The sequence below is a fragment of the Halalkalibaculum sp. DA384 genome (assembly GCF_043951955.1).
Lineage (GTDB): Bacteria > Bacteroidota > Rhodothermia > Balneolales > Balneolaceae > JAMQKA01.
Map to the genome: position 1 here is coordinate 1 of NZ_JBINJE010000065.1, position 5,478 is coordinate 5,478.

A 5,478-nucleotide genomic window follows, 5' to 3' on the forward strand; every position below is an offset into this window, starting at 1 on the left:
AAAAAAAAGAGGAGGCGAGGACCTACGCTTCCGCCTGCTGGCAGTACCATTGGCGCGGCAGGGCTTAACGGCCGTGTTCGGGATGGGAACGGGTGGGGCCCCTGCGCGGTGGCTCACCTCCTGAATGGGTTGATCAATGTGTCAAAACCTGTGGGGTTCGTTGATGTAGTGGGAAGCGGGCAAGGTCGAGGTCAGCCCCGGCCCGTGGTGGGGGCCGATGCAAGCCATATAAGCAAAGCCGGTGGTCTGATTAGTACGGCTCGGCTGAGGGTGTTACCACCCGTACACCTGCCGCCTATCGAGCTGGTCGTCTTCCAGCAGACTCTTGGGGAACCCTTATCTTGGAGCGTGCTTCGCGCTTAGATGCTTTCAGCGGCTTATCACTTCCGCACATAGCTACCCAGCGGTGCCCCGGGCGGGACAACTGGTGCACCAGCGGTGCGTCCACTCCGGTCCTCTCGTACTAGGAGCAGCTCTCCTTAAGGTTCCTGCGCCCACAGCAGATAGGGACCGAACTGTCTCACGACGTTCTGAACCCAGCTCGCGTACCGCTTTAATTGGCGAACAGCCAAACCCTTGGGACCTTCTCCAGCCCCAGGATGCGATGAGCCGACATCGAGGTGCCAAACCTCCCCGTCGATGTGAACTCTTGGGGGAGATAAGCCTGTTATCCCCGGAGTACCTTTTATCCTTTGAGCGACGACCCTTCCATACGGAATCGCCGGATCACTAAACCCTGCTTTCGCAGCTGCTCGAGCTGTATCTCTTGCAGTCAAGCACCCTTATGCTTTTACACTCTACACGCGATTGCCGACCGCGTTGAGGGTACCTTTGGGAGCCTCCGTTACACTTTAGGAGGCGACCGCCCCAGTCAAACTACCCACCATACACTGTTCCCCCGGTGGGGGGTTAGAATTCACCTGCCGGAAGGGTGGTATTTCACGGGTGGCTCCACCCCGGCTGGCGCCGGGGCTTCAGGGCCTCCCACCTATCCTGCACATCCGGCCGGTAAAGCCAATGTAAAGTTGTAGTAAAGGTTCACGGGGTCTTTCCGTCCCGCTGCGGGTAATCGGCGTCATCACCGATACCACAATTTCACCGAGCTCGTGGCCGAGACAGTGCCCAATTCGTTGCACCATTCGTGCAGGTCGGAACTTACCCGACAAGGAATTTCGCTACCTTAGGACCGTTATAGTTACGGCCGCCGTTTACTGGGGCTTCAGTCGCCCGCTTCACCGCCAAAGGCGATTAACAGGCTTCCTTAACCTTCCAGCACCGGGCAGGTGTCAGCCCCTATACGTCGGCTTGCGCCTTGGCAGAGGCCTGTGTTTTTGTTAAACAGTCGATTGGGCCTGGTCACTGCGCCCCGCAACCCCCGAAAGGGCCGCAGGGGATCCTTCTCCCGAAGTTACGGATCTAATTTGCCGAGTTCCTTAGCCACGATTGCCTCGAGCACCTGAGGATTCTCTCCTCACCTACCTGTGTCGGTTTTGGTACGAGCACCAAAGAGCAGTCTACGACGCTTTTCTTGGCAGCGGGATTACCCACACTGTCGGTTTGCCCGCAGGCTCCCCGTACTGTCGGAGTTCGGCCTCGGGCCGGCGGATTTGCCTGCCGGCCAGCCTACATCCTTCAACCTGTCATTCCGTCGACAGGCGGTGGTGTCACTTCTGCGTCACGCCTTAGCCTGTGACCCTTCGGTGGTACCGGAATATTGTACCGGTTTTCCATCGGCTTCGCCCTTCGGCTACGCCTTAGGTCTCGACTAACCCTGATCCGATGAGCGTTGATCAGGAACCCGTAGGTTTACGGTGGAAGGGTTCTTCACCCTTCTTATCGTTACTCATGCCTACAGTTTCGCTTCCAGATCCTCCACGCGGCCTCACAGCCGGGCTTCGACGGGGCTGGAATGCTCCCCTACCGCTGTATCCAACAGGATACAACCCACGATTTCGGCACCAGACTTGATGCCCGCAAATTATCGACGCCGGGCCGCTCGACTAGTGAGCTATTACGCACTCTTTCAAGGAATGGCTGCTTCTAAGCCAACCTCCTAGTTGTCTGGGCAACCCAACTTTCTTTCTGCAACTTAGTCTGGATTTAGGGGCCTTAATCGGTGGTCTGGGTTCTTTCCCTCTTGCGACCGGACGTTATCGCTCGGCCGCTGACTACCTGGCAACAGGTGCCGGCATTCGGAGTTTGTCTAGGTTTGGTAGGCGGTGAAGCCCCCTAGCCTAATCAGTGCTCTACCTCCGACACCTTCCACGCCAGATGCTATACCTAAATATATTTCGGGGAGAACGAGCTATTGCCGGGTTTGATTGGCCTTTCACCCCTATCCACAACTCATCCGATGGCTTTTCAACGCCAGGCGGTTCGGGCCTCCACGGTGTGTTACCACCGCTTCACCCTGGTCATGGATAGCTCACCCGGTTTCGCGTCTGCCCCGACCTACTTCGACGCCCTGTTCGGACTCGCTTTCGCTTCGGCTTCCCTGCTGAGCAGGTTAACCTCGCAGGTCAGGAGCAACTCGTAGGCTCATTATGCAAAAGGCACGCCGTCAGCCTCAACGAGGCCTCCGACCGCTTGTAAGCGCACGGGTTCAGGTACTGTTTCACTCGCCTTCTCGGCGTTCTTTTCACCTTTCCCTCACGGTACTGGTCCACTATCGGTCATCGTCAGTATTTAGCCTTGGCGGATGGTGCCGCCGGATTCAGACAGGATTTCTCCGGTCCCGTCCTACTCAGGGGATCCCACCGGCATGGTTGCGGTACTCCTACGGGGCTTTCACCCTCTGTGGCGCGCCTTTCCAGTGCGCTTCGAATTTGGCTCGCATGCCTTCTGTGGGCCCTGCAACCCCCACCTCCCGTAGGAGATGGGTTTGGGCTGTTCCCCGTTCGCTCGCCACTACTTGGGGAATCACTGACTTGTTTTCTGCTCCTGGGGGTACTAAGATGTTTCAATTCCCCCCGTTGGCCCTCCCATACGGGAGTATCCCGACCAAGTCGGGATGGGTTGCCCCATTCGGATACCTGCGGATCCCAGCTTGTGTGCAGCTCCCCGCAGCTTTTCGCAGCTTGTCACGTCCTTCATCGCCTGACGATGCCTAGGCATCCACCGTGCGCCCTTGTCTTGCTTTCGCTTATACGGCTTGCATCCGCCTCCAATCAATCGGACCGGAGCCGGTGCAACCCACACAATGAACTCATCAATGCTGCTGTCGCGGCCGAAGCCGGACAGCGGGCAATCTATATGTTATGTGATTGTGATATGTCGTTCGGCCTGCCCGAGGGCAGACCGATGACGCTCGATCTTACCTTTGCTTCCCACTATATCAAAGAACGCGCAGAGCGACGGGCTGTGGGCGGGGCAGCTCCTCGCCTTTAACAGCTACAAAGCCTTCCCGCAATGCCCCCCGTCCTGCAATAATAAAAGAACACTCCCCGGCCGAAGCCGGGCGGTTCAATTACCACCTTACCCGTAGCCAAACCGACTACCGGCCAGGTGCTAACTGCACCGCTGCTCACCCCTGGTGGAGCTAGTCGGATTCGAACCGACGACCCTCTGCTTGCAAAGCAGATGCTCTAGCCAACTGAGCTATAGCCCCCACTGCGGCCCCTCGGCCATAAGTGGGCTTGGCAGGAGTTGAACCTGCGACCTCACGCTTATCAGGCGTGCGCTCTAACCACCTGAGCTACAAGCCCAAGTGCGACCCCGGCCGGGACCGCGCCCTGCCGGCGGCCAGCGCCGCCTGGCTCGCTCCCGTAACAGACAGACAGATAATCGCACAGGCGACCCCGGCCAGGAGGGGACTCTCCGTAGAAAGGAGGTGATCCAGCCGCACCTTCCGGTACGGCTACCTTGTTACGACTTAGCGCCAGTCACAGGGCTTACCCTGAAGACCTGCCTCCCGAAGGTTGGCCCGGCCTCGTCAGGTACTCCCTGCTTCCATCGCTTGACGGGCGGTGTGTACAAGGCCCGGGAACGTATTCACCGCGCCATTGCTGATACGCGATTACTAGCGATTCCGGCTTCATGGAGTCGAGTTTCAGACTCCAATCCGAACTGGGAACGGTGTTGGGGATCTGCTGACCCTCGCGGGCTCGCCTCCCATTGGACCGTCCATTGTAGCACGTGTGCAGCCCCAGACGTAAGGGCCATGATGACTTGACGTCGTCCCCACCTTCCTCACTACTTGCGTAGGCAGTCCGGCTAGAGTCCCCACCATTACGTGCTGGTAACTAACCGTAGGGGTTGCGCTCGTTGCGGGACTTAACCCAACACCTCACGGCACGAGCTGACGACAGCCATGCAGCACCTTCCAGCCTGCCCCGAAGGGAGACTCCTTTTCAGGAGCTGTCAGGCTGGATTTAGCCTGGGTAAGGTTCTTCGCGTTGCATCGAATTAAGCCACATGCTCCACCGCTTGTGCGGGCCCCCGTCAATTCCTTTGAGTTTCATCCTTGCGGACGTACTCCCCAGGTGGTGTGCTTATTGCGTTAGCTGCGACACCGACCCCGAAGGGCCAACATCTAGCACACATCGTTTACAGCGTGGACTACCAGGGTATCTAATCCTGTTCGCTCCCCACGCTCTCGTGCCTCAGCGTCAGTACCAGACCAGTCGGCCGCCTTCGCCACTGGTGTTCTTCGTGATATCTATGCATTTCACCGCTACACCACGAATTCCACCGACCTCTTCTGGACTCAAGATCAGCAGTATCGAAGGCCATTTTACCGTTAAGCGGCAAGATTTCACCCTCGACTTACTGACCCGCCTGCGCACCCTTTACACCCAATGATTCCGGACAACGCTTGCACCCTCCGTATTACCGCGGCTGCTGGCACGGAGTTAGCCGGTGCTTATTCACCAGGTACCGTCAGCCGGGGTCGAAACCCCGGGGTTCTTCCCTGGTAAAAGCTGTTTACAACCCATAGGGCCGTCTTCCAGCACGCGGCGTGGCTGCGTCAGAGTTTCCTCCATTGCGCAAGATTCCTCACTGCTGCCTCCCGTAGGAGTCTGGGCCGTGTCTCAGTCCCAGTGTGGGGGATCATCCTCTCAGACCCCCTAGCCATCATCGCCTTGGTGGGCTCTTACCCCACCAACTAGCTAATGGCACGCAGGCCCATCTGAAGGTGGCCAAAGCCTTTAACAACTGTTCCCATGCGGGACCGCTGCATCATCGGGTATTAGCGCGCCTTTCGGCGCGTTATCCCCGTCCTTCAGGCAGGTTGCCTACGCGTTACTCACCCATCCGCCGGTCTCCCCAGTCTCCGAAGAGACTGGTTCTCCCACGACTTGCATGTGTTAGGCCCGCCGCCAGCGTTCGTCCTGAGCCAGGATCAAACTCTCCATGGTATAATAATACACCTAATAACATCGAGCTTGCCTCCCGGCCGTCTTTACTTCGTCATCTGCTTCGCAGAATGACGGGTCGCACTATGCGATTATCTGTCTGTCTCATTACGGAAAAGAACAA

Annotated in this window: 2 tRNA genes and 3 rRNA genes; all 5 read right to left on the minus strand. The window is 57.9% G+C overall.

The window, feature by feature from the left end:
• Nucleotides 1-9 precede the first annotated feature (9 nt).
• The 5 genes from rrf to ACG2E4_RS18075 all read right to left on the minus strand — a co-directional run bounded on the left by rrf (nt 10) and on the right by ACG2E4_RS18075 (nt 5,357).
• Nucleotides 10-121: ribosomal RNA gene (gene rrf, locus ACG2E4_RS18055) — 5S ribosomal RNA — on the minus strand.
• 108 nt (nt 122-229) lie between these two features.
• Nucleotides 230-3,143: ribosomal RNA gene (locus ACG2E4_RS18060) — 23S ribosomal RNA — on the minus strand.
• Between the two features lie 387 nt (nt 3,144-3,530).
• Nucleotides 3,531-3,607, minus strand: a tRNA-Ala gene (locus ACG2E4_RS18065).
• Between the two features lie 23 nt (nt 3,608-3,630).
• Nucleotides 3,631-3,704: transfer RNA gene (locus ACG2E4_RS18070), tRNA-Ile, on the minus strand.
• 118 nt (nt 3,705-3,822) lie between these two features.
• Nucleotides 3,823-5,357 (minus strand): 16S ribosomal RNA (locus ACG2E4_RS18075).
• Together the 16S, 23S and 5S rRNA genes with 2 tRNA genes alongside form the textbook arrangement of a ribosomal RNA operon.
• Nucleotides 5,358-5,478 lie beyond the last annotated feature (121 nt).